Source organism: Pseudoalteromonas arctica, assembly GCF_012927645.1.
GTDB lineage: Bacteria > Pseudomonadota > Gammaproteobacteria > Enterobacterales > Alteromonadaceae > Pseudoalteromonas > Pseudoalteromonas arctica_A.
On the sequence record NZ_JABBMT010000026.1, the window covers coordinates 19,440 to 43,343 of the forward strand.

General features: G+C 42.6%; 20 protein-coding genes. 15 read left to right on the forward strand and 5 right to left on the reverse strand.

From position 1 onward, the window contains the following. Window positions 1–13 precede the first annotated feature (13 nt). Together HHO47_RS14425 and HHO47_RS14430 are read right to left on the reverse strand one after the other, a co-directional pair. Window positions 14–1,504, reverse strand: a complete 1,491-nt coding sequence (locus HHO47_RS14425; protein WP_169020922.1) for a CoA-acylating methylmalonate-semialdehyde dehydrogenase — start codon at window positions 1,502–1,504, stop codon at window positions 14–16. A gap of 121 nt (window positions 1,505–1,625) precedes the next feature. Beyond that, window positions 1,626–2,807 carry a thiolase family protein gene (locus HHO47_RS14430; protein ID WP_169020923.1) on the reverse strand — a complete coding sequence of 394 codons (1,182 nt, stop codon included), beginning with the start codon at window positions 2,805–2,807 and terminating at the stop codon, window positions 1,626–1,628. A gap of 328 nt (window positions 2,808–3,135) precedes the next feature. On the opposite strand from HHO47_RS14430, the gene HHO47_RS14435 reads away from it, so the two are divergent. From HHO47_RS14435 to HHO47_RS14470, 8 genes are all read left to right on the forward strand, one after another. Next, window positions 3,136–3,570, forward strand: a complete 435-nt coding sequence (locus tag HHO47_RS14435; RefSeq protein WP_169020924.1) for a MerR family transcriptional regulator — start codon at window positions 3,136–3,138, stop codon at window positions 3,568–3,570. Window positions 3,571–3,633: 63 nt separating this feature from the next. Further along, a complete protein-coding gene (locus HHO47_RS14440; RefSeq protein WP_169020925.1) occupies window positions 3,634–4,809 on the forward strand; it encodes an isovaleryl-CoA dehydrogenase in 1,176 nt (391 codons plus the stop codon). Between the two features lie 11 nt (window positions 4,810–4,820). Then, complete coding sequence (locus HHO47_RS14445) at window positions 4,821–6,449, forward strand: carboxyl transferase domain-containing protein (RefSeq protein ID WP_169020926.1); 1,629 nt, start codon at window positions 4,821–4,823, stop codon at window positions 6,447–6,449. Window positions 6,450–6,459: 10 nt separating this feature from the next. Next, window positions 6,460–7,230, forward strand: coding sequence for an enoyl-CoA hydratase/isomerase family protein (locus tag HHO47_RS14450; protein ID WP_169020927.1), 771 nt, complete (start codon window positions 6,460–6,462; stop codon window positions 7,228–7,230). An 8-nt stretch (window positions 7,231–7,238) separates the two neighbouring features. Next, a complete protein-coding gene (locus tag HHO47_RS14455) occupies window positions 7,239–9,215 on the forward strand; it encodes an acetyl/propionyl/methylcrotonyl-CoA carboxylase subunit alpha (RefSeq protein ID WP_169020928.1) in 1,977 nt (658 codons plus the stop codon). Further along, the gene (locus HHO47_RS14460; protein WP_169020929.1) at window positions 9,208–10,119 is read left to right on the forward strand and encodes a hydroxymethylglutaryl-CoA lyase; all 912 of its coding nucleotides are present in this window, start codon (window positions 9,208–9,210) and stop codon (window positions 10,117–10,119) included. Before HHO47_RS14455 ends, HHO47_RS14460 begins: the two co-directional genes overlap by 8 nt. 54 nt (window positions 10,120–10,173) lie before the next feature. Further along, window positions 10,174–10,872, forward strand: a complete 699-nt coding sequence (locus HHO47_RS14465; RefSeq protein ID WP_169020930.1) for a CoA transferase subunit A — start codon at window positions 10,174–10,176, stop codon at window positions 10,870–10,872. 12 nt (window positions 10,873–10,884) lie between these two features. After that, window positions 10,885–11,541, forward strand: coding sequence for a 3-oxoacid CoA-transferase subunit B (locus tag HHO47_RS14470; protein WP_169020931.1), 657 nt, complete (start codon window positions 10,885–10,887; stop codon window positions 11,539–11,541). 190 nt (window positions 11,542–11,731) lie between these two features. On the opposite strand, the gene msrA is transcribed toward HHO47_RS14470, so the two are convergent. Next, entirely contained in the window at window positions 11,732–13,024 is a 1,293-nt protein-coding gene (gene msrA / locus HHO47_RS14475) for a peptide-methionine (S)-S-oxide reductase MsrA (RefSeq protein WP_169020932.1), read from the reverse strand. 162 nt (window positions 13,025–13,186) lie between these two features. On the opposite strand from msrA, the gene pxpB reads away from it, so the two are divergent. The 7 genes from pxpB to HHO47_RS14510 all read left to right on the forward strand — a co-directional run bounded on the left by pxpB (window position 13,187) and on the right by HHO47_RS14510 (window position 21,209). After that, complete coding sequence (gene pxpB / locus HHO47_RS14480) at window positions 13,187–13,855, forward strand: 5-oxoprolinase subunit PxpB (RefSeq protein ID WP_169020933.1); 669 nt, start codon at window positions 13,187–13,189, stop codon at window positions 13,853–13,855. Further along, entirely contained in the window at window positions 13,852–14,787 is a 936-nt protein-coding gene (locus HHO47_RS14485) for a biotin-dependent carboxyltransferase family protein (protein ID WP_169020934.1), read from the forward strand. The genes pxpB and HHO47_RS14485 overlap by 4 nt, the downstream gene beginning before the upstream one ends. Before the next feature lie 60 nt (window positions 14,788–14,847). Then, entirely contained in the window at window positions 14,848–15,555 is a 708-nt protein-coding gene (locus HHO47_RS14490; protein ID WP_169020935.1) for a DUF969 domain-containing protein, read from the forward strand. Next, the gene (locus HHO47_RS14495; RefSeq protein WP_169020936.1) at window positions 15,552–16,577 is read left to right on the forward strand and encodes a DUF979 domain-containing protein; all 1,026 of its coding nucleotides are present in this window, start codon (window positions 15,552–15,554) and stop codon (window positions 16,575–16,577) included. The genes HHO47_RS14490 and HHO47_RS14495 overlap by 4 nt, the downstream gene beginning before the upstream one ends. Continuing rightward, window positions 16,570–17,238, forward strand: a complete 669-nt coding sequence (gene pcp, locus HHO47_RS14500) for a pyroglutamyl-peptidase I (protein WP_169020937.1) — start codon at window positions 16,570–16,572, stop codon at window positions 17,236–17,238. The genes HHO47_RS14495 and pcp overlap by 8 nt, the downstream gene beginning before the upstream one ends. 154 nt (window positions 17,239–17,392) lie before the next feature. Further along, on the forward strand, window positions 17,393–19,066 hold the full coding sequence (asnB, locus tag HHO47_RS14505; protein ID WP_169020938.1) for an asparagine synthase B: 1,674 nt from the start codon (window positions 17,393–17,395) through the stop codon (window positions 19,064–19,066). A gap of 562 nt (window positions 19,067–19,628) precedes the next feature. Further along, complete coding sequence (locus HHO47_RS14510; protein WP_169020939.1) at window positions 19,629–21,209, forward strand: BCCT family transporter; 1,581 nt, start codon at window positions 19,629–19,631, stop codon at window positions 21,207–21,209. 83 nt (window positions 21,210–21,292) lie between these two features. Here HHO47_RS14510 and HHO47_RS14515 read toward each other — a convergent pair whose 3' ends face one another. Together HHO47_RS14515 and HHO47_RS14520 are read right to left on the reverse strand one after the other, a co-directional pair. Beyond that, the gene (locus tag HHO47_RS14515) at window positions 21,293–22,003 is read right to left on the reverse strand and encodes a 3'-5' exonuclease (protein WP_169020940.1); all 711 of its coding nucleotides are present in this window, start codon (window positions 22,001–22,003) and stop codon (window positions 21,293–21,295) included. Window positions 22,004–22,006: 3 nt separating this feature from the next. Beyond that, complete coding sequence (locus HHO47_RS14520) at window positions 22,007–23,902, reverse strand: DUF294 nucleotidyltransferase-like domain-containing protein (protein ID WP_169020941.1); 1,896 nt, start codon at window positions 23,900–23,902, stop codon at window positions 22,007–22,009. Window positions 23,903–23,904 lie beyond the last annotated feature (2 nt).

A 23,904-nucleotide genomic window follows, 5' to 3' on the forward strand; every position in this document is an offset into this window, starting at 1 on the left:
AAGGGGAAACTCATTATTTAAGATTAATGCTCATATTAGGATCTGAGGCAATCTCATCTTCAAACCAACGTGAAGTAATTGTTTTGGTCTCAGTGTAAAAACGAATACCTTGCTTACCGTAGGTATGCGTATCGCCATAGAATGACCCTTTCCAGCCAGTAAACGAAAAGAATGGCAGTGGCACAGGAATTGGTACGTTAATACCCACTTGACCTACTTCAATCTCATGTTGGAACTTACGCGCAACAGCGCCACTTGAAGTGAATAACGACGTGCCGTTACCAAATGGTGATTCATTAATAAGGGCAATTGCTTCATCAAGCGAATCAACAAACATACACGCCAGTACTGGGCCAAATATTTCTTCTTTGTATAAATCCATCTCAGTGGTGACGTCAGTAAATAAGGTAGGTCCTACCCAGTTGCCCTTTTCATACCCTTCTACTGTAAAGTCCGAGCCATCAATTAAGCATGTTGCGCCTTGTGCTTTACCACTTTCTATTAATGATAAAATTCGTGCTTTAGCAGCCGCTGATGTTTGTGGTCCATATGCAGCATCTTTATCATCCCACACACCTGGGCGCACATTGGCAAAACCAGCTTTAATATCTTCAACCCAATCTTTCGCTTGGCCAACAAACACCGCCACTGAAATCCCCATACAACGCTGACCCGCTGCACCAACAGAGGCACCAACAAGGTTATTAACAACGTGTGAGCGACTTGCATCAGGCATGATCACCATGTGATTCTTAGCACCAACACAGGCTTGTACACGTTTTAAATTAGCTGTGCCTTTAGAGTAAATGTATTCACCTACGCCACACGAGCCAACAAACGAAATTGCGCGTACTGCTGAGTCTTCTAATAAGCGGTCAACTTGTGGCTTAGTACCATGAACAACTTGCAACACACCTTTAGGCGCACCCGCTTCAATGAATAATTCAGCTAAACGCATAGGGGTAAGTGGGTCTTGCTCTGAGGGTTTTAAAATAAAAGTATTACCGCAGACAATCGCCAATGGGAACATCCACAGTGGGATCATCGCTGGGAAGTTAAACGGCGTAATGCCCGCGCATACACCCAGTGGTTGCATATACGAGTAAGTGTCGATTTTACGGGCCACGTTTTCCATGGTTTCACCCATCATTAAAGATGGCGCATTAGCTGCTTGCTCAACCACTTCAATACCACGCCAAACATCGCCTTTAGCATCTTCAAAGGTTTTGCCTAATTCATGGCATATAATGGTGGCTAGTTCATCGTGGTGCTCTTTTAAAAGTGCTGCATACTTCATCATAATGCGCGCACGTTCAGTAATTGGCACATCTTTCCAGCTTTTAAAGGTGTCTTTGGCTGATGCGATAGCCGCATCCATCTCAGCGTCGGTAGCACACGGTACTTGTGCAAGCACCTCTTGGTTTGCTGGATTAATAACGTCAATCAGTTGATCTGATGTTGATTGAACAAATTCGCCGTTGATCAGTAATGGTACTTGGTGCATAACGCACTCCTCCCCAGAGGGTAATTAATTAAGCCGCAGCGTTAACCGATTAAGGTATGTTGTTATTAAAAGAGCCTGCGGCTATGAGAGTTTAAATTTAACTAATTTGTACAGTGCAACTTTAAATAGCTTCAACCGCCAGTGCGACCGCCTCGCCACCGCCAATACATAAAGACGCTACGCCTTTTTTCAGGCCACGATTTTTAAGCGCATGGATAAGTGTCACTAAAATACGTGCGCCGCTGGCACCAATTGGGTGGCCAAGTGCACAAGCACCGCCATTAACATTCACTTTGCTGGCATCAAGTTTTAATTCATTAATCGCCAACATTGTCACCATGGCAAATGCTTCATTAATTTCCCATAAGTCAACGTCATCAGTTGTCCAACCAGCTTTTGCAAGCAAAGTATTCATCGCGCCAACTGGTGCAAGAGTAAACTCACTTGGTTTTTGAGAATGGGTACTGTGCGCAACAATACGACACAGTGGCGTAAGCCCTTGTGCTTTAGCATGCGATTCACTCATTAAAATAAGGGCTGCTCCACCGTCTGAAATTGACGATGAATTAGCCGCTGTGATGGTGCCGTCTTTTTTAAACGCAGCACGCAAACCGGGAATTTTTTCTGGGCGTGCATTACCTGGTTGTTCATCAATGCTGATGGTTACATCACCCTTACGAGAGCTAATAGTGTGCGGCGCAATTTCATTTACAAAATCGCCATTGGCAATCGCTGCATTGGCTTTGGTCAGTGAGTTAAGTGCAAATTCATCCATTTGCTCGCGGCCAATACCATATTCATCAGCCGTATCTTGCGCAAAACAGCCCATCGCTTTGTTATCGTATGCGTCTTCTAGACCATCACTCATCATGTGATCTTTAATTTCGCCATGACCCATACGCATACCGCCACGCGCTTTAGGAATAAAATACGGCGAGTTGCTCATGCTTTCCATGCCACCGGCAACCGCGCTGTTAATTGAACCGGCTTTAATTAAATCATGCGCAAGCATGGCGGCCTTTAAACCTGAACCACATACTTTGTTGATGGTCGTCGCGCCAGTACAGCGTGCAAGACCTGCTTTTAACATAGCTTGGCGTGCAGGCGCTTGACCTAAACCTGCCGGTAATACACAGCCCATGATCACTTCATCAATATCTGTATCGCTTAATCCCGTCTCAGCAAGTGCACTAGCAATGGCTGTTGCACCTAATTCAGGAGCGGCTGCATCACTGAGAGCCCCCATAAAACCACCCATAGGGGTGCGTTTTGCTGCTACAATAACAACGGCTTCGGTAGTCATAAAAAAGGCTCCATTTTATAATTGGCTATATTCATATGCAGAGATTAGCCAAACATTGTATTTATAATCTGCTTATGAGCATACATAATATTTACGTTTACGCCAACGTAAATCTAAAATCAAGGTTTTTGCGCCCAATAAAAGTGTAAACATATCTTTATTTTGCTGTAGTCTAATACAAACAGCGCCTCTGCAAGCTGCATTAATAAAGGTTTAACCTGCTATTTATGGCTTTAGGCTATAAGTCTAAAGTATAAGTTCCACAATCCACTTTACCTTTACGTAAACTTCACTTATATTGGGGTTATTCGAATGAGGTAAAAACACTATGAATCAAGATAATCAAACAAACTTTGCAAGTTCAGCCGCCGAACCGGCAAGCAATGAACAAACCTTTAGTATCAGTGAACTGGCTAAAGAGTTTGATATAACCACCCGCTCAATTCGCTTTTACGAAGATCAGGGCTTAATTTCACCTGAGCGTAATGGCCAAACCCGTATTTATTCCAAACGCGATAAAGTGCGTTTAAAACTTATTTTACGTGGCAAGCGGTTAGGTTTTACCTTGGCTGAAACAGGCCGTTTGTTTGAACTTTATGATGCCGATAAATCCAGCGCTAAACAGCTAGTGACTATGCTTGACTTAATTGCAGATAAAAAAGCTGATCTAAGCCAACAAATGGATGACATAAAAGTTGTCTTGATGGAATTAGTAACCGCAGAGCGTCGTTGTCGCGACACCTTAAATCAATTAGATGAATAACTAGTTTTAAACAATAGCGATTAAATGACTATTCATTAACAGTCTCTCACACAGGAATGAATCATGAGCACTATTTCACTCTATAAAGAAATGAACTTTGGCCTAGGCGAAACCGCAGATATGATCCGCGATCATGTAAACAGTTTTGCCAGCCAAGAAATTGCCCCTTTAGCTGAAAAAACCGATCTTGATAATGCGTTCCCTAATCAGCTTTGGCCACAACTTGGCGAAATGGGCTTACTAGGTATGACAGTATCTGAAGAGCTCGGTGGTGCCGGTCTTGGTTACCTTGAACACGTAATCGCAATGGAAGAAATAAGCCGAGCAAGTGCCTCTATCGGCCTAAGTTACGGTGCTCATTCTAACCTCTGTGTTAATCAAATCAATCGTAATGGCACGCAAGCACAAAAAGAAAAATACTTACCAAAATTAATTAGTGGTGAACACATTGGTGCCCTTGCCATGAGTGAGCCAAACGCAGGCTCTGACGTAGTATCAATGAAACTTAAAGCTGAGAAAAAAGGCGATAAGTACATTTTAAACGGTAATAAAATGTGGATCACTAACGGCCCTGATGCGCATACTTTAGTGATCTACGCAAAAACTGATCAAACCGCTGGCGCAAAAGGCATTACCGCGTTTATTGTTGAGAGTAATTTTCCTGGCTTTTCTACCGCGCAAAAACTCGATAAACTCGGAATGCGCGGCTCAAATACCTGCGAATTAGTGTTCGAAAACTGTGAAGTGCCAGAAGAGAACATCCTTGGTAATTTAAATGAAGGCGTTAAAGTACTCATGAGCGGCCTTGATTACGAGCGCGTAGTACTTGCAGCAGGCCCACTGGGCATAATGCAAGCCTGTATGGACATCGTTGTACCGTATATTCATGAACGTAAGCAGTTTGATACACCGATTGGTCAATTCCAGTTAATACAAGGCAAAGTAGCCGACATGTATACACAAATGAATGCAGCTCGTTCATACGTATACACAGTAGCGCGTTCGTGTGATCGCGGTGAAACAACCCGTAAAGATGCCGCAGGCGCAATTTTATATGCGGCAGAGCTGGCAACTAAAATGGCACTGGATGCTATTCAAATTCTCGGTGGGAACGGTTATATCAACGAATACGCCACTGGCCGCCTACTGCGTGACGCTAAGCTTTATGAAATTGGCGCCGGCACCTCGGAAATTCGCCGTATGCTCATTGGTCGCGAATTATTCACTGAAAGCCGTTAAGGATAAGCGCTATGACTATTTTAAAATCAAGCGTTAACCCTCACGATCCACAGTTTTTGCAAAATCATAAAAACATGGCGGCACTGGTTGATGATTTACGCGACAAAGTAAGCGAGATCAGCCAAGGTGGTGGCGCAGCGTTGATAGAACGCCATCAAAGCCGCGGTAAAATGTTCGTGCGTGAACGCATTAGTACTTTACTTGACGAAGGTTCACCCTTTTTAGAAATTTCACAATTTGCTGCATTTGGTGTGTATGAGCAAGCTATACCATGCGCCGGTGTTGTTGCTGGTATTGGCCGTGTTAAAGGCGTTGAATGTATGATCATCGCCAATGATGCGACAGTTAAGGGCGGTACATATTTTCCATTAACCGTTAAAAAACATTTACGCGCACAAGATATCGCCGAGCGGTGTCATCTACCGTGTATTTATTTAGTTGATTCAGGTGGGGCCAACCTACCTGAGCAAGATGATGTGTTTCCTGACAAACTGCACTTTGGTCGTATTTTTTATAATCAAGCACGTATGTCGGGCAAAGGCATTCCACAAATTGCAGTCGTTATGGGTTTATGTACCGCAGGTGGCGCGTATGTACCTGCGATGGCAGACGAAAGCATCATTGTAAAAGAGCAAGGCACAATATTTTTAGCAGGTCCTCCGCTGGTAAAAGCAGCAACCGGTGAAGAGGTAACCGCAGAAGAACTTGGCGGCGCTGACGTACACTGTAAAACATCTGGGGTTGCCGATCATTATGCTGAAAATGACGCTCATGCGTTATCAATTGCTCGTCAATGTATTGAACGAATTAATTACCAACGCCCTACTACTTCGCCATTACTTAACCAAGGGCTTAACCAAGAGCAAGTGAAGGCGCCACGTTACGACATTAGCGAGTTATACGGCATTGTGGGCACCGATCTGAAAAAACCATTTGATGTTCGCGAAGTGATTGCGCGTACCGTAGATGACTCTTCATTTGATGAATTTAAACGTTACTTTGGCGATACCTTAGTAACGGGATTTGCGAAAATCTATGGTCATCCGGTTGGGATTATTGCTAACAATGGCATTTTGTTTAGTGAGTCAGCTCAAAAAGGCGCGCACTTTATTCAGTTGTGCGCACAACGAAATATTCCACTGGTGTTTTTACAAAATATTACCGGCTTTATGGTAGGTAAAAAATACGAAGCTGAAGGCATTGCTAAACACGGCGCTAAAATGGTGATGGCGGTATCGTGCGCTGATGTTCCTAAATTTACTGTATTAATTGGCGGCTCTTATGGCGCAGGTAACTATGGCATGTGTGGTCGTGCATTTGAACCAACCATGATGTGGATGTGGCCGAATGCGCGTATTTCTGTGATGGGTGGCGAACAAGCAGCAGGTGTTATGGCGCAAGTTAAGCAAGATGGGTTAGCCCGTAAAGGCCAAAGCATGACTGATGAGCAAATTAGCGAGTTTAAACAGCCGATTATAGAGCAATACGAGCAACAAGGTCATCCATATTATGCCAGCGCCCGTTTGTGGGATGACGGTATCATCGATCCAGCAGATACCCGTAGTGTGCTAGGTTTAGCCCTCAATGCCGCAGCCAATGCACCAAAACGTGATTCGCAATTCGGCGTATTTAGAATGTAAGGACGTGAGTATGTCAGTAACACTACAAATAACTAAATCAAATGTGGCTGTACTCGTTTTAAGTCGCCCTGAAAAGCGCAATGCCTTTAACGAGCAAGTGATCCAAGAACTTATTCAATGTATAGAGCATGCTAATAGCTTAGATGTACGCGCCCTTGTTTTAAAAACTGAGGGAGAGCATTTCTCTGCTGGGGCTGATCTTAATTGGATGAAGTCCATGGCAAACAATGACTTTAGTGAGAATCTTGCGGATTCAAAACAACTTGCCAAATTAATGCATGTATTAGCCAGCAGCCCTCTGCCAACGGTATGTGCTGTGCAAGGCGCGGCATTTGGCGGTGCACTGGGCTTAATTGCCTGTTGTGACATAGCCATTTGCCAAGACAACGCACAATTTTGTTTGAGCGAAGTAAAACTTGGCCTAATACCTGCGGTCATTAGCCCTTATGTGATAAGAGCCATTGGCGAACGCGCTGCACGTCGTTATTTTTTAACCGCTGAGATTTTTGATGCTCACACAGCCAAGCAATTAGGCTTAATTCATCAAGTAACCGGTAAACTTGACTGCGCACTTGAGCAACTACTTGAAACACTGATCAACAACGGTCCTGTCGCGGTTCGCGCAGCAAAACAATTGATCAACGATGTAGCTGGCCATGCTATGAATGAACAAATCATAAATTTAACCGCAGAGCGTATCGCACACATTCGCGTATCTAAAGAAGGCCAAGAAGGGCTTACTGCCTTTTTTGAAAAACGCCCGCCAAATTGGCAAAAATAGGGATCCCCATGAGCACACAATCATTACAAAAAATTCTTATTGCTAATCGCGGCGAAATTGCATGCCGTGTGATGCGAACTGCAAAACAAATGGGTTTAACCACTGTTGCGGTTTATTCAGATGCCGACAAAAATTCACAACATGTAAAACTCGCCGATGAAGCCTACCATATTGGCGCAGCGCCGAGTAAAGACTCTTATTTGGTGGCTGGTAAAATTATCCAAGTAGCACTGGATGCAGGTGCTGATTGCATTCACCCTGGTTACGGCTTTTTATCTGAGAACAGTGAATTTGCTAAGGCCTGTGAAGCCAATAATATTGCGTTTATAGGCCCACCAGCGAGCAGTATCGAAGCAATGGGTTCAAAAACCCGCGCCAAAGAAATAATGGCAGCCGCGCATGTACCCTTAGTCCCTGGTTATTATGGTGACAAACAAGATCCTGCGTTTTTACAGGCTGAAGCTGAAAAAATTGGTTACCCAGTGCTTATCAAAGCAGCCTTTGGTGGCGGTGGTAAAGGCATGCGCGTGGTTGAACATGCAAAAGACTTTATCAATGCTCTACAAGGTGCACAGCGTGAGGCTATCGCAGGTTTTGGTAACGACTTAGTACTACTTGAGCGCTATGTTAATAAACCACGCCATGTTGAAGTGCAAGTGTTTGCTGATAATCACGGTAACTGTGTGTACTTGGGCGATCGTGATTGTTCGTTACAACGCCGCCATCAAAAGGTGATTGAAGAAGCCCCTGCGCCTGGTTTATCTGACGAACTACGTAAAGAAATGGGCGAAGCCGCAGTACGCTGCGCACTGGCGATCAATTACCGAGGTGCAGGCACGGTAGAGTTTTTACTGTGTGGCGATGAATTCTTCTTCATGGAAATGAATACCCGGCTGCAAGTTGAGCACCCTGTAACTGAAATGGTTACTAGTATCGATTTAGTCAATTGGCAAATTAACATCGCCGCAGGTAAAGCATTACCACTTGCGCAAGATGACATCCAGTTACAAGGTCACAGTTTTGAAGCGCGTATTTACGCCGAAGATCCAAGTAATGACTTTATTCCCTGCTCTGGCACCATCAATGGCTTGAATATACCAGTTCAATCTGAGTATGTACGTATTGATACTGGGATCAAACAAGGGGATGAGATAAGCCCATTTTATGATCCTATGATCGCTAAATTGATCGTTCATGATGACTCGCGCGAGCAAGCTTTAGCGCGATTAAGCACAGCCCTTGAACAATTTCATTTAGCGGGCTTTAGTTGTAATGTGAACTTTTTACACACCCTTGCTAATCATCCTACCTTTAAACAAGGTGCTCCTGATACTCACTTTATTGAAGAGCAAGGCGATGCGTTGCTTAAAGTTGATAACAAGCAACGTTTGATGAGTACTGTAATTGCGGCATTTAGTTATTTATCTGGCTTAAATAATACAGCCAATAGCAGCCCATGGGATGGTCTTTCTGGCTTTAAACTCAACATAAAAGCGGCAATTAGCATCCCGTTTTCTGATCATATTATAACTGCAACACCCCAGCAAAATGGCTTTATCATCACGATTGACGGAGTTGACTATACAACCTCCGGCAGCATTGAAAATAGCTTATGCAGCGTGTTTATTAATGGCGATAAGCACACATGTCATGTTGTAAACACTGACAATGTGATTACAGTGATGTACAAAGCGCTACAAAGCACGTTTGATGTAATAGACAAACATTATATCAGCGAGCACGAAAGTGATGCTTTGCCACTTGCAGCCCCGCTCAATGGCACTGTCGTTAAGCACCTTATTGAAATTGGTAGCACAGTCACTAAAGGTGACGCGGTGGTGATCATCGAAGCTATGAAAATGGAATATACGCTCAACGCCCCCCATGATGGTGTATTGCAAAGCTATTGTTTTGCAGAAGGCGCACTGGTGAGTCATGGCGCCCTATTAGCCATTGTCAGCGATGAGAACGCAGCAGATGAATAACACACTCCCAAACCATGTTCGCGTTGTTGAAGTAGGTGCCCGTGATGGCTTACAAAACGAGCGTGCAGTAACTACCCAAGATAAGGTAACCTTAATTAACGCCCTTGCTGATGCGGGTATTACAGACATTGAAGCAGGTGCCTTTGTATCCCCTAAATGGGTGCCGCAAATGGCCGATTCCAGCGATGTAATCAGCGCGCTTGATTTACCTACCACTAATTTAACGGCACTTACGCCAAACTTAAAAGGTGCCGAAGCTGCGCATGCTGTAGGTATTAAAGAATTTGCTATTTTTACCGCTGCCAGTGAAGCCTTTTGTCAAAAGAATATTAACTGCTCAATTGACCAAAGCATAGCCCGCTTTACTGATGTAATGGCCTTTGCTAAATCACATAATATTCGTGTTCGTGGTTATGTTAGTTGTGTACTTGGCTGCCCATATGAAGGCGATATCGATCCGCAGCGCGTACTACAAGTAACTCAAAAGCTATTAGATCTTGGTTGTTACGAAGTAAGCCTTGGTGACACTATTGGCGTAGGCACCGCAAAAAAGGTCGATGAACTGTTGGACGTGCTACTAGCTGAAATTGATAAGTCATTGTTAGCTGTTCATTTTCACGACACTTATGGTCAAGCGCTCACAAATATTTACACTGCCCTAAAGCGAGGTATCGCAACGGTTGACAGTGCGGTTGCAGGCCTTGGTGGTTGCCCTTATGCTAAAGGGGCGTCAGGAAATGTTGCCACTGAGGATGTAGTTTACTTACTGCAAGGGCTTGGCATAGAGCATGGAATTGATTTAGAAAGACTGGCTAAAGCTGGTTGGGCAATTTGCACGGCATTAAATAAACAACCTGTGAGCAAGGTATCCTTGGCACTTAAAAATCAAACTACTGAGCACTAGTCTATATTTAGCTTTGAGTTAGTAGTCATATAATTATAAATAAGGAGTGGGTCCATGGCCGGTTTCGATAAAGTGGTTTCAAGTTATGAAGCTGCAATGGAAGGCTTAAAAGATGGCGATACCATTATCGCTGGTGGTTTTGGTTTATGCGGTATCCCTGAGGGATTGATCAACGAAATCAAACGTAAACAAACCAAAAAACTCACTGTGGTATCGAATAACTGCGGTGTAGATGATTTTGGTTTAGGTCTTTTATTGCACGACAAACAAATTAAAAAAATTATTGCCTCCTACGTGGGTGAAAATGCCCTATTCGAACAGCAATTGTTGAGTGGCGAAATTGATGTGGAATTGACCCCACAAGGTACGCTGGCTGAAAAAATGCGTGCCGGTGGTGCTGGTATTCCTGCTTTTTATACAGCGACAGGTTACGGTACGCCAGTGGCAGAAGGTAAAGATGTAAAAGAATTTAACGGGCGTCCTTATATCTTAGAAGAATCAATCACTGGTGAGTTTGCCATTGTCAAAGCATGGAAAGCAGATCGTTATGGTAATTTAGTGTTTCGCCATACTGCAATGAATTTCAACCCCATGGCTGCAACAGCAGGTAAAATTACCGTTGCTGAAGTAGAAGAAATTGTTGAACCGGGTGAATTGGAACCAAGCCAAATTCACACCCCTGGTATTTTTGTTAATCGCGTGATCAAAGGTAACTTTGAAAAACGCATTGAACGTGTAACCACTTGCGATTAAGGAGCAATAATCATGGCATTATCACGTGAACAAGTCGCAATGCGCGTTGCACAAGAACTACAAGACGGTTATTACGTTAACCTCGGTATCGGTATTCCCACTCTAGTGGCAAACTACGTGCCTGATAACATTGAGGTCATGTTGCAGTCTGAAAATGGCTTACTAGGTATGGGGCAATACCCTACTAAAGCAGAGCTTGATGCTGATATGATCAACGCGGGTAAAGAAACCGTGACAGCAGCCACAGGTGCAGCCATATTTAATAGTGCAGATAGTTTTGCAATGATCCGTGGAGGTCATGTAGACTTAACTGTTCTAGGTGCATTTGAAGTTGACCAAAACGGTAGTATCGCATCGTGGATGATCCCTAAAAAGCTTATAAAAGGCATGGGCGGTGCAATGGACCTTGTCGCTGGCGCAAAAAATATTATCGTTACTATGACCCATGCAAGTAAACATGGTGATTCGAAACTGCTAGAAAGTTGCTCTTTACCTTTAACTGGTGTTAACTGTGTGAAGAAAATAGTAACGGATTTAGCCGTGTTAGAAGTCAAAGACGGCGCATTTCATCTGCTAGAGCGCGCTCCGGGCGTGTCAGTTGATGAAATTATTAGTAAAACAGCAGGTAAATTACTTGTTGATGGTGAGATCCCTGAGATGGTTTTTTAATTTAACGCTCAGTTCCACCCTGTACCGACCTCATTCCCAGTGCCAATGGCGCTGAGTTACCCAAAATCCCTCGCAAGAGGGATTTTTTATTCTATTCTAGATGCACCATGTTAGGGTAAAAACAGTTTGTGCCCCATAACTGTGAAAACCACCCACTATCTGTAATTTCCTCAGCCGCTATTTTAAACGATTAAATGTCTTTGCGAGCGACGAAATCTAACACAGTTGCATTAATGCAATAGCGATCTTCACCTTTTGGCCCTTCACCTGGGAACAAATGCCCTAAATGAATACCCGTAGATTTAGATTTGATTTCAATACGCTGCATACCGTAACTGGTGTCTTCATGCATAGTCACGTTGTCTTTGATGGGGTGAGTAAATGACAGCCACCCAGTGCCCGATTTAAACCGATCCCGAGTATCAAACAGCGGTACTCCACTTAATTTGTCTGTAAAAATACCATCCGGGGTGTTTTTAAAAATATCGTACTGTTTACAAAATGGGCTGTCGGTACGGGCCTTAAATGCCACTGTATATGCTTCACTATCCCCTAATTTAAATGCACCAAGTGCTTTATAAAACTCTTCACTAGACACATAACCTTGGCGACCATAAACCTCTTTACCATCTTCTAAAAATAAGATTGTTGGAGTGGCCCACGTCGCTGACTTAATCGTTAAGCCATCAAGCTGATCAGCTTTACGATAAGTGACGATAATGCTGCCTTGATAATCATCTAACACATCTTTTTTGAGTTTTTCACAATAAGGACAATAATCCCGTGAATCAATGATCACCACCTGCTTTCCTGCCAGTAAAGCGGTATTATCAACTTCATCATCACTGCGTTTTTCAAATACAACGCCTGTTGAATGATCAGGGCAATAGCCATTCGGATTTTTAGCTAAGTAGTCTTGATGATACTCTTCTGCCGGAAAAAATTCCGTTAGTGGTTTTATAATGGTTTTTATAGAGCCATACCCACCTTGGGTTAGTTTATCTTGATACTGTTGTTTTAATTCTTCAGCCAGTGCTGCTTGTTGCTCAGTAGTGGTTAAAATAATTGAACGGTATTGCGTACCAATATCATTTCCTTGGCGGTTTTTTTGCGTTGGATCATGACTTTCAAAATAGCTTTTTAATAACGTTGCAGCACTGATTATGTTGCTATTGTAAGTAACTTCAACAACTTCAGCGTAATTATTTTCATCAAACTTGCGCGATGATTGAGTAATATTGCGATACGTTGCTTTAAAACCTTTACCATCGGCGTAGCCTGACTTTGCATCAATTACACCAGCAAGCGCTTCATAACGTTTTTCTGCCCCCCAAAAGCAACCAGAGCCAAGTACTATGGTTTCTAAATGCATTGTTGCTTGAATATCATTATCTTTTTCATTGTTAAGGGAAACACCATAACTTGCTGCACTAAAAAAAATAGTTAAAGTGGTCAATTTAAGCCAATTCTTTGCTACCAACATACTTACCTCATTCTATTTGTTGCTTCATTTTAGTAGACCTTGAGGCAGAACATATTATTTCAGGAGTCTGGATTATCTTATTGCTTATTATCACCGCGGTATAAACATTTCATACTTTATATGCTAGCTTGAGGTATTCAAGAATAATAAATACATTTAGCTATGGATCAACAAACTACCTCTGCAACGATTAGTGTTCTCAGTAATAACAGCATATTGCTTGATGCCACTGCCCTAAACGATGACAGCCTGAGCATTCAAAAAAAAATCTGGGCACTAGTGCAACAATGCAATACCCGCGACGCCTTTATAGATGTAGTACCCGCAATGAACTCACTGACAGTTTATTTAATAGACCCTGCGACACTTGCTCACTGGCAAGCTCAGTTAGTACTTTGGTGGACAAACATAAATCCGTACGACTATCAGGGTAAGCATCATAAAATTATTACCCAATACGGTGGTGAATATGGCCCAGATCTAGAGTATGTAGCTGAGTATCACAATTTATCGCCACAACAAGTAATTGATATACATAGCCAAGGGCATTATCAAGTATTGTTTTTAGGCTTTCAGCCAGGCTTTGCTTATTTACACGGTCTAAATAGTCAATTACATACGCCGCGCCGCGCACAGCCGCGAACTCGAGTGCCCAAAGGTTCGGTTGCCATTGGCGCTAATCAAACCGCGATTTACCCAGCTGATTCGCCCGGTGGTTGGCATATTATCGGCCACAGTGATTTTGCATTATTTGACAGTGAAAATACTCCACCATGCGCCATACAACCGGGCGATACGCTGCAATTTGTTACCAAGGAGTCGGTATTATGATCACCGTAATAAAACCCGGAATGCAAATGACGATTCAAGATCTCGGTCGTCATGGCTATCGCCATTTGGGGATTGCCCAATCCGGCGCACTGGACCCGTATGCAATGATCATTGCTAATCGCTTAGTGGGCAATGATGATAACCAAAATGTTATTGAGATCACTTTAGGCTTAGCGCAATTACAGTTTCAATGTGCCACTGTTATTGCACTGCATGGCGCTGATATGCAAGCAAAGCTTGGTGGGGTAAGTATTTATCCTGGCTGGTGTTATCCAGTAGAGCAAGGGCAAACACTGACATTGGCAACCGCTCGGCAAGGTTTTCGCAGCTACCTCGCAATTAAAGGTGGTATTGATTGTCATGCAGTGATGAATTCAACAGCCACCGATATTGCAGCAGGTTTTGGTGGGCTGACGGGCGCGACTTTACAAGCCAATGCTCAACTCCCTATCACGCCATTTGATGGCGATTGGCCGCAACGTGGGGCGATTGCCCCGGCTAAGCGCAGTGTGATCCGCGTTCATTCAGGCCCACATCAACAGTTACGATCACAACAATATAGTGATTTTTTTGCCCAGACTAAGTGGCAAGTCAGTCCGCAAAGTAATCGTATGGGAGTGAGGCTCAGTACTGAGCATAATCAATTAATGCATACACATTCATTGCCTTCTTTAGCTGTTAGCCCGGGCTCTATCCAACTAACGCCCAGTGGCGAGCCTATCGTGCTGCTAAATGATGGCCAAACAACCGGAGGATACCCGCTACTTGGTACTGTAATCAGTGCCGATCTGCACCAGTTTGCACAGCTTAAACCTGGTGACTTTGTGCAATTTGAGTTCGTTAATCTAGCAGTTGCAAATACTGCGCAGCAAAAACTGGACGCTCACCTACAACAATTGACTATTGCACTAAAAAACCTGAGTATCAGATAATAAATCACTTAAGCTCAGCTTAATAAATAATAATAAACACACCATAATGTAGGAACCAGCATGTTTGACCTTAATTATTGGCCATTAATTGGCATTCCAGTGGTTGTGCTAGGATTTGCCTTGCGCTTTAACCCACTGATTGTAGTAACCGTTGCTGGCCTTGCAACTGGTTGGGCGGTAGATTTAGATATCTTCACCCTTTTGCAAACCTTTGGCGAGAAGTTTATGAACTCTCGTCAACTGGCCAGCTTTATTCTTATTTTACCCGTTATCGCACTGCTAGAGCGCTATGGTTTACAACAGCATGCGAAAAGCTGGATTGCACAAATTCAAAGTGCCACCAGCGCACGTATATTAGCTCTGTATTTTATCGTTCGAGAATGCTCCGCAGCCCTTGGGTTATTAAGTCTTGGCGGTCAAGCACAAACGGTTCGTCCATTATTAGCCCCCATGGCATTAGGTGCCGCGACCAATAAATATGGTGAACTACCAAAACCCATAAAAGATATGATCAGTGCCCATGCCGCAGCCGTTGATAATATTGCGGTGTTCTTCGGTGAAGATATTTTCATTGCTTTTGGTGCTGTGCTATTGATGGATGCCTTCTTAAAGGAAAACGGCATTGCCGGAATTGAACCGCTGCATATTGGTTTATGGGCTATTCCAACCGCCATTGCCGCACTCATTATTCATTTATTTAGATTATCTCGTTTAGAAGCAAAAATAGCGCTGGCTGTTGCTCACTACAAAAAACAGGAAGTGCTATGAGTAAAGTAATAACAACCGATGTAACTACCTCAAGCGCTGCAGTTATCACCATTGAAAACATTTATCTATTAATTGGTCTCGTTGTGATGTTTTTAGTTGTACGAACGCTGCAAGATAAAAACCATCCTAAAAGGCTCACCACAGCCTTATTTTGGTTGTTATTTGGTAGCAGTTTTTTATTTGGTGATGTATCAATTGCCTTGCTCGGCAAAGCCAACACTTATTTATGGGTTGGGGTGAGCGTAGTATTGATTGCTCTGTTAGCGGGCTTAAAACTAATAAGCATGGGCAGTTATCAACCACTCACTGAGCAGCAGCAAACACAATCGGCATCTCGTCTAGGCAATAAATTATTTGTTCCCGCATTAATGATCCCCGTGATCACGGTATTACTGACTGTTTCTTTTGATGGTATCGCAATTGGTGATTATTACTTACTTGATCAACGTCATTTAACTCTCGCATCGCTCACTGTTGCCTGTGTATCTGCGCTACTTATTGGCTGGAAGATTACTGGAGGTAACCCGATTGAAGCTGTTACTGAATCACGTCGGCTGCTAGATTCTATCGGTTGGGCAGCAATACTGCCGCAAATGCTAGCAATGCTCGGTGGCGTATTTATTGTGGCGCAAACAGGAGACGCAATTAAAGAGTTGGTTACTTTATTTATAGCGCCAGATAATCGTTTTATGCTGGTGGTACTGTATTGTGTTGGCATGGCGTTATTTACTATGGTGATGGGAAATGCGTTTGCTGCATTTCCGGTAATGACTGCGGGTATTGCTATGCCTTTTTTAATCGAAGGTCATGGCGCAAGCGCCGCACCACTGGTAGCAATTGGGATGTACAGTGGTTACTGTGGTACGTTAATGACGCCAATGGCGGCAAACTTTAATATCATTCCGGCGGCATTACTCGACCTCAAAGACAAATACCATGTTATAAAGGTGCAAATTCCTACTGCGTTGATCTTATTAACGGTCAATATTTTTTTAATGTATATGGTGGTTTTTAATGACTAAACTGACATCACGCATGCCCTGCGTATTGGTTACTGGTTTTGCACCATTTGGCGGCGAATCGCTCAATCCGTCGTGGCAAGCGGTAAGCAAACTCGACGAACATTTAATCGCTAAACACCGAGTAATAGCCCTTGAGCTACCGTGTGAGTTTCATACCTCATTAGAGGTACTTTATAAAGCCATAGAGCAGCATCATCCGGTTCTAGTATTGTGTATCGGGCAAGCAGGTGGCCGCAGTGAAATAAGCATAGAGCGTATCGCGATTAATATTGATGATGCACGAATTAAAGACAACGCGGGGCAGCAACCTATTGATCATCCCGTCGTCAAAAATGCTCCCGCTGCTTATTTTGCGAAATTACCTATCAAACGCATGTTATTAGCACTGCAACAAAGTGAGATCCCAGCCGCCATTTCTAATACAGCGGGTACATATGTGTGTAATCACGTTATGTATGGTCTATTACATCATATCAATGAGCATGAACCACACATCAAAGCGGGCTTTGTACATATCCCTTATTTACCCAGCCAAGCTGTGCACCATAATGGCGCACCGAGTATGAGCGAAGAAACCGTCCTAAGTGCGTTAAAAGTAATGATCAACGAAGCTATTGTTACAAAACAAGATCTAAAAGTCGCGGCTGGCACCACCCACTGATCAATTTGGTGCATCAGCGGCCATGCTGGTGCATAAATTATTCTTAAAATAGTGTAAAAGCTATATGACTTAGTTAATTATTTCTGTTAAAACAAACGTGAATGGTTAGGTATTATGACCTAACTAACACACATGATAGGAATGAGGAGTTACTATGTGTTCAATTTTTGGTGTATTAGATATAAAGTCTGATCCCGCCCCATTGCGTGTACAAGCAATTGAAATGTCAAAATTATTACGTCACCGCGGGCCTGATTGGTCTGGTGTATATTCATCTGAAAAAGCGATTTTAGTGCACGAACGCTTAGCCATTGTTGGCGTATCAAGCGGTGCACAGCCATTATATAACCCTGAGAAAACACATATTTTAGCGGTTAACGGGGAAATTTATAATCATAAAGAGTTAGCTGCAAATTTAGATACTGATTTTACCTTTCAAACGCAGTCTGATTGCGAAGTCATTCTGGCATTGTATAAGCAAAAAGGCCCAGAATTTTTAGACGATTTAAACGGTATTTTTGCTTTTTGTTTATACGATGAAGAGCAAGATGCGTATCTTATTGGTCGTGACCACATTGGGATAATTCCACTTTACACTGGCCACGACGAGCACGGTAACTGTTATGTCGCTTCTGAGTTAAAAGCGCTTTCACCGATTTGTAAACATATCGAGGAGTTTCCACCGGGCCATTACTTATACAGTAAAGATGGCGAATTACGCCCATACTATAAACGTGATTGGCAAAGCTATGACGCTGTTAAAGATAACAGCGCAAAAGTTAAAGACGTCAAAGAAGCACTTGAATCCGCTGTTAAACGTCAGTTAATGTGTGACGTACCTTATGGCGTATTGTTGTCAGGTGGTTTAGATTCATCGGTTATTTCGGCTATTACCCAACGATTTGCAGCAAAACGTATTGAAGATAATGATGAAAGTGATGCTTGGTGGCCAAAATTACATTCATTTTCAGTAGGACTTGAAGGTTCTCCAGATCTTGCTGCTGCGCAAAAAGTAGCTGATATGATAGGAACTGTTCACCACCCGATTATATTTACGATCCAAGAAGGGATTGATGCCCTACGTGAGGTTATTTATCACATTGAAACCTACGATGTAACGACGATCCGTGCCTCTACCCCCATGTACTTAATGGCTCGCCAAATCAAAGCGATGGGTATTAAAATGGTGCTCTCTGGTGAAGGCGCTGATGAGCTATTTGGTGGTTACTTGTACTTTCATAAAGCACCAAATGCACAAGAGTTTCATGAAGAATTAAATCGTAAAGTATCTAAACTGCACATGTTTGATTGCTTACGCGCAAATAAATCAATGGCGGCATGGGGTGTAGAAGCCCGCGTCCCCTTTCTTGATAAAGAGTTTGTTGATGTTGCTATGCGTATCAACCCAGAAGCTAAAATGTGTAAATATGGCAAAATTGAAAAGCATATTTTACGTGAAGGCTTTGACGGCTACTTACCTGATGAAGTGTTATGGCGTCAAAAAGAGCAGTTTTCAGATGGTGTAGGTTACAGCTGGATTGATACATTAAAAGAGTTTGTAAACGAGCAAGTAACCGACCAAGAGCTTGAAAACGCAAAATTTAAATACCCTATTAATACGCCAGATTCAAAAGAAGCTTACTACTACCGTACTCTTTTTGAATCGCACTTTCCTGGTGATGCATCAGCTAAATGTGTACCACATGGTAAATCGGTAGCGTGTTCAACTCCTGAAGCACTTGCATGGGACGCATCGTTCCAAAACAATGCAGATCCATCAGGTCGTGCTGCGGGTATTCATAACGACGCCTACGCACAAAAGAAATAATAAGCCTAGTCGCTATTAAATCTGGCATTAACTCACAGACCGCACAAAGCCCCGCGCCTTGTGCGATATTTTGCTATTGAGCAAGTTTTTAACGATACACCAAGACGCTATAAAGGCTCGTTTGCGCTAATTGTCATTTATACAAATACAGGGGAAGTATTTAAAATCAGAATACATCAACGCGCACTGCAACTAGAATTAGCCACCTTGATAGCACCAAGGTACAAACAGAGGTTCTACTACAACAATAAAACACCAACCCGTTTACGGCTTTATAAAACTACAAAAAATAATAGCTCAATTAACCTCAATAAACAGCCGCGATTACTTTAACAATCAAACTAATTTTTAACCTTTGCAAAATTTTTTACTTTTATATAAAAACATAAAAATGTTTACAATAACCATATAAACCGCTATTTAACAACAAAATCATTTACATTTGGTATTTAACTCATACACTAGTAGCTGTATGATCATCAGTTAAATTAGTTAGTCTTCAAATAAATTAAATATGCTGCAGATCACAAGCAGCTTATTAAGACAACAAAAGAGGTATTGCATGAAGGATAATCATGACAAATATAGTATCGACAATACGGATTACACCGTAGGTCAGGATAACGTGCAAAAATGGGGGTTTGATATACATAATCCTGTTTTTGGCATTAGTGCGGGCCTGATTGTCACCTTTTTAATCGCCATTCTCGCTACCGAGCCAGCAACTGCAAAAGCAGCACTTGATGGTGTGAAACTCGATATAATTAATAATTTTGATGCCTTGTTTATGTGGGCTGCAAACTTCTTCGTTATTTTTTGTTTAGCACTGATCATTTCTCCTTACGGAAAAATCCGTTTAGGAGGCAGTGATGCTAAGCCTTCATATACGCGTGTTTCATGGCTCGCTATGTTATTCGCCGCAGGCATGGGTATTGGCTTAATGTTTTGGGGAGTCGCTGAACCGGTTGCCTATTTTACTGGTTGGTATGAAACACCACTGAATGTAACCCCTAATAGTCCTGAAGCTGCAAAGCTAGCTATGGGGGCGACTATGTTCCATTGGGGCCTGCACCCTTGGGCTATTTATGCTGTAGTTGGCTTATCACTATCATTTTTTACGTATAACAAAGGTTTACCTTTGTCTATTCGGTCAATTTTTTACCCTATATTGGGCGATAAAGCATGGGGCTGGCCTGGTCATATCATTGATATTTTAGCGGTACTAGCAACTTTATTTGGCCTGGCAACATCATTGGGCTTAGGCGCTCAACAAGCGTCAGCGGGGATAAACCACGTATTTGCTCTCGAAGGCGGCATTGGCTCACAAATACTCGTTATTGTAGGCGTTACCCTACTGGCTGTTATTTCCGTTGTACGTGGCATCGATGGCGGTGTAAAGCTCCTTAGTAATATCAACATGCTCATTGCTTTTGCCTTATTGGTATTTATTTGTTTAGTAGGCTTTGCTGTTGCGATGGGTAATATTCCTACCACCTTTATGGGTTATGTTGAAAATATCATTCCATTAAGTAATCCACATGGCCGTGAAGACGAAACATGGATGCATGGCTGGACTGTCTTTTACTGGGCTTGGTGGATTTCGTGGTCACCGTTTGTAGGTATGTTTATCGCTCGCGTATCACGTGGTCGTACTATTCGTGAATTTTTGATTGCGGTATTACTTATCCCAACATTAGTTACAGTGTTATGGATGTCAATTTACGGCGGTATTGCAATTGATCAAGTAGTCAATGGAATTGGCGCACTTGGCCTAAATGGTTTAACCGATGTCCCTATGGCTATGTTTCAGATGTTAGATGAATTACCTATGTCTAATATTTTGTCTGTTATAGCTGTGCTATTAGTTTTAGTGTTCTTTATCACTTCATCTGATTCAGGGTCATTAGTAATAGACTCTATCACTGCTGGCGGGAAAATCGATGCGCCAGTACCACAACGCATATTTTGGGCATCTATTGAAGGCGCTATTGCAGCTGCGCTACTGTGGATTGGTGGTACACAAGCAATAGAAGCACTGCAAGCAGGTGCGGTCTCTACCGGCTTACCATTTACAATCGTCTTGCTGTTTATGTGTTTAAGCCTTATTTTAGGTCTGAGAACTGAGCCGTTACCGGCTAAATAAACGCAATTTAAAACAACAAACGCCGCAAAGTTGCGGCGTTTTTTTATTTAAGCTTATTAGTCAAAGTTCAAGTTAAGAGATTTTTAACTCCATAACTGCGAGATCGGTGTATCTTCTCGGTAATGGTAACTCAATTGTGCTTGTAACAGTTCAGCCGTTGCTAAAGCGTCAGTTAAAGCATTATGGTTTTTATACACAGGTAATGAATAACGCTGGCGACAATCACCTAACCTAAGCGATCCTAACTTAGAATTAAATAACCAACCGAGCAAACCCTGCCTCGCTTTTAGGGCTTTGCGTTCAATTTCCATGGTATCGACCAAGGCAAAGTTAATCCCCTCGTTAAGCCTAAGTAGCAGTGCAGTATTTAAAAAGTGGCGCTCAATCGCGGCATAATGTACAACCACAACTTTACCACTGAGCGCTTGCAATAACGGCTCAATAATATGATTAAAATCCGGTGCATCGTCAATTTCTGAATGCGTTATGCCATGTATTACAATGGATCCCTCATTAAAATTTCGCCTAGGGCGGACAACCCAATGGCGACTCTCTTTGCAATAGATACGCTGTAAATTAAAAGGAATTAAACCAACGCTGACAATATCATCACGGGTGCTATCTAAACCGGTTGTTTCAAAGTCCATTGCAACAAATGGCACATCTTTAATTGCTGCAAACTTATCGCTAAAAGCAGCTCCATAAAAGCGTTTGATTGTGTCATTTTGAGTAGTACTTAATAAACTTGTATAACGTGCTGCCCAGTCAATCATTGCTTGCTTTTTAAAAGCCATACATTACTTCACCCCAGAGTTTGCTGAGTAACCAAATTTCAAATAGCTTTGTGCTTTTTCTAAAATTGCAAAAGCCTCTTTTAAATTACGCTGCTCAAACGGCGATAATAAATGAGGGTCTAAATCGTTGTCTGGTTCTTCTCCTTGTTCAATTTGCCATGCTTGATGACGGATCCGCATCATGGCAATATATTCCAGCGCATCGCGCAAATCTTGTGCTTTGCCTTTAGGTAATAAGTTAGCCTCGATAATATCTTCTAAGCGCTCAAACGAATTTTGTTTACGTGAACCAACCGCTAATGCATGAACGCGCACCACATCAGATAGCGGTGCTGTACCACGACGTTTTAAGTTCATTGAGCGCTTATGTTGGCCATTGTGCTCAAGTACAAAGCCGTTAAAGAATCCCAATGGCGGTGTTCGGTTGCGAGCATTAGCAGCAAGGTTAGCTAAAAAGCGTTTATTTACTTTGCTTTCTTTTGCCACCAGCGTTTTAAGCTCATCGGCCCATTTTAGCTTGCCCCAAACGCCATCTAAGTCAAAAAATATCGAGCTATTGAGCAGTGCTTGCGGTTTGGGCTCGGCCATCCAGCTAGCAAATTTTTCTTGCCATTGCTCGCGGGTCATACGCCATTTTTTAAACGATGCCATAATTTCACCATCACAATAGGTATAGCCACACTTAGCCAAGCCATCACACACAAAGTCTGATAAGTTTTGAAAATACTCATCGTGCAATGTCTCATCGAAACTATTATCTAAAATCAGTGCATTATCTTGATCGGTTACAATTAACTGCTCGTCCCGTGCCATTGAGCCCAGCGCAATAAAACAATAAGGAATGGGCGGCTCGCCAAATTTTTCTTCTGCTAGGGCTAATAGGCGCTGTTTAAAGGTACGTCCTATTACTGCCATAGCAGTCCCTATCATATGCGAATTGGCATCTTCGTTTACCATACGCACAAACACATTAGGTAATTGGCGGGCATAATGAACTAAGTCATCAACCGATTGCTGAGCTAAAATACCGCGTACTAACAATAAGCTACTTTGTGATTCATAGCGTAAAATATCAGATAGCGATATCACCCCTATTGGTCGCTTTTTATGTACCACAGGCAAGTGATGTAAGTTATCTCTGAGCATGGCTAAAACAGCTTCAAAAACGTAAGAGTTACTATCGAGCAAAACCAACCCTGAGGTCATTACCTCTTTCGCCGGCGTATCAAACGTAAGTCCTTGGGCAACAACTTTCGTACGGATATCTCTATCTGTGATGATCCCCACCACTTGACCGTCATCTTCTTCTGGATCGTCGCTTATTTGTTTTTCTATATCAGTAACGAGTACTGAAGAGACCGATTCTTGTGTCATCAAAAACGCGACGTCTTGTATGGGGGTTTGTGTAGTAACAGTGACTACATCGCGATGTAATAATGATTTAACTTTTGCGGTGGTTAAATCATTGCTGTCGGCTTGCTCTACTATGGCTTGGTGCAAGCGTACGTTGCCATCCACTTCGAAAAAGTCGGCAAAGGTTTCGTATTTATCACAGTATTCGTTGAAGGTATTAACGTTAATGCAATACGTTAAGGTATCTTCAAGTGCACGAGCTGGAAACCGCACTTTGCGGTTCATCAATAAACCCATTTGGCCAAAAATACCGCCTGTAGCTAAGCGATTATAGAGTTCACCATTACGGCGTGAAATCTCAACTGAGCCACTACGAATAATATACAAGTCACTAATATCTTGCCCTAAATGCAGGATATCAGTTTCGGCACGAAAGTAAGCAACCTCTATTTGCATTGCTAATTCGTTCAATGCCTCAGTAGGAAGCGTATCAAATGGGGGATGTTCAACTAAAAATTGGGCTATTTCAACTTGCTCGGCCTGCATAG